Source organism: Streptomyces torulosus (assembly GCF_001419765.1).
Classification (GTDB): Bacteria; Actinomycetota; Actinomycetes; order Streptomycetales; family Streptomycetaceae; genus Streptomyces; species Streptomyces torulosus.
Window position 1 is genome coordinate 1 of record NZ_LIRK01000458.1, and the last position, 2,177, is coordinate 2,177.

Below are 2,177 nucleotides of genomic sequence, written 5' to 3' on the forward strand. Positions count from 1 at the left end.
GACGAACGGCAAGGTCGAACGCTTCCACCGCACCCTGCTCGACGAATGGGCCTACCAGCGGCCCTACACCTCAGAGGCCGAACGGCAGGCCGCGTTTCCCGACTGGCTGGACTGGTACAACTACCACCGACCCCACACCGGCATCAGCGGCCAAACCCCAGCCAGCCGCGTCACCAACCTCTCCGAACAGCACACCTAGGGCCCTAAGTGCTGCGACCGGGCCCGTGTTCGGGTGGACGGCGGGAATGTGACGACAGGGCCTAGGAAGCGGCGGCCCGGGGAAGGCACAGACGGGGGACGAAGGGAGATGGGGGACAAGGTGCAGACCCTGGCGTACGGTTCATGGCCCTCTCCGATCGACGCGGAGCTCGCGGCCGCCCACGACGGGCACCCCGAGTTCGCGGGGTTCGTCGGCGACGAGGCGTGGTGGACCGAACCACGGCCCACCGAGGGCGGCAGACGCACCCTCGTACGGCGGACCTCCGACGGCACGGAGGAGTCGGTGCTGCCCGCACCGTGGAACGTGCGCAGCCGCGTCATGGAGTACGGCGGGCACCCGTGGGCCGGCGTCCCGCGTGACACCGGGCCCCTCCTGGTGTTCGTGAACTTCGCCGACCAGCGCCTCTACCGGTACGAGCCCGGCGGGGAGCCCGTGGCCCTCACGCCCGTGTCCCCGGTGGGCGGCGGGCTGCGCTGGGCGGATCCGCAGCTCCACCCCGAGCGGGACGAGGTGTGGTGCGTCCTGGAGGAGTTCACCGGGGAGGGGCCCGCCGACGTACGGCGGGTCGTCGCCGCGGTGCCGCTGGACGGTTCGGCGGCCGAGGACCGCGGCGCCGTCCGCGAGCTCTCCGACGGGGCCCACCGCTTCGTCACCGGGCCCCGGATCTCACCCGACGGCCGACGCGCCGCGTGGCTCGCCTGGGACCACCCGCGCATGCCCTGGGACGGCACCGAACTGATCGTCGCCGATGTCGCCGACGACGGCACGCTGCGCGGCGCGCGGACCGTCGAGGGCGGCCCCGACGAGTCGATCGCCCAGGTCGAGTGGGCCGCCGACGGCACCCTCGTGCACTCCAGCGACCGCACCGGCTACTGGAACCTGTACCGGCGCGAGCACGACGGCCGCAACACGCCGCTGTGCGCCCGCGAGGAGGAGTTCGGCGGGCCGCTGTGGAGGATCGGCCTGCGCTGGTTCGCCCTGCTGGAGAGCGGACTCATCGCCGTCGTGCACGGCCGGGGCGCCACCGCGCTCGGCATCCTCGACCCCGAGACCGGCCAGATCACGGACGCGGCCGGCCCCTGGACCGAGTTCGCCCCGTCGCTCGCCACCCACGGCGGCCGGGTGATCGGCATCGGCGCCAGCCCGCGCAGCGCCTACGAGGTCGTCGAACTCGACACCGGCCCCGCGGACTCCGGCTCCGCCGGCACCCTCGCCGGCCGCGCCCGGGTCGTCGGGGCCGCGCACGACGACCCCGTCGACCCCGCCCACTACCCCGAACCCCAGATCCGCACCTTCCTCGGCCCCGCCGGACGCGAGATCCACGCGCACGTCTACCCGCCCCACAACCCCGGCTGCCTCGCCCCCGGCACCGAACTGCCGCCGTACGTCGTCTGGGCGCACGGCGGACCCACCAGCCGCGCGCCCCTGGTCCTCGNNCGCGCGGCATCGGCGTCGCCGAGGTCAACTACGGGGGGTCCACCGGCTACGGGCGGGAGTACCGCAACCGGCTGCGCGAGCAGTGGGGCGTCGTCGACGTCGAGGACTGCGCGGCCGTCGCCCTCGCCCTCGCCGACGAGGGCACCGCCGACCGCTCCCGGCTCGCCATCCGGGGCGGCAGCGCGGGCGGCTGGACCACGGCCGTCTCCCTCACCACGACCGACGTCTACGCCTGCGGAACCATCCTGTACCCGGTGCTGGACCTCACCCAGTGGGGGTCGGGAGAGACCCACGACTTCGAGTCGCGGTATCTGGAGAGCCTCGTCGGGCCGTTCGCCGAGGAGCCGATGCGGTACGCGGAGCGGTCGCCCGCCGAGCACGCCGACCGGATCACCGCGCCCTTCCTGCTGCTCCAGGGCCTCGACGACGTGATCTGCCCGCCCACGCAGTGCGAGCGGTTCCTGGCCAGGATGGAGGGACGGCCGGTGCCGCACGCGTACATCGCCTTCGAGGGCGAGGG

Annotated in this window: 1 protein-coding gene and 2 pseudogenes; all 3 read left to right on the forward strand. The window is 74.1% G+C overall.

The window, feature by feature from the left end:
• On the forward strand, positions 1–199 hold a 199-nt coding region (locus AOK23_RS29305), incomplete at its 5' end, for an integrase core domain-containing protein (protein WP_157878188.1).
• A gap of 156 nt (positions 200–355) precedes the next feature.
• Positions 356–1,655: pseudogene (locus tag AOK23_RS29310) on the forward strand (TolB-like translocation protein); the annotation flags it as partial.
• Positions 1,656–1,657: 2 nt separating this feature from the next.
• A pseudogene (locus tag AOK23_RS50470) lies at positions 1,658–2,177 on the forward strand (prolyl oligopeptidase family serine peptidase); the annotation flags it as partial.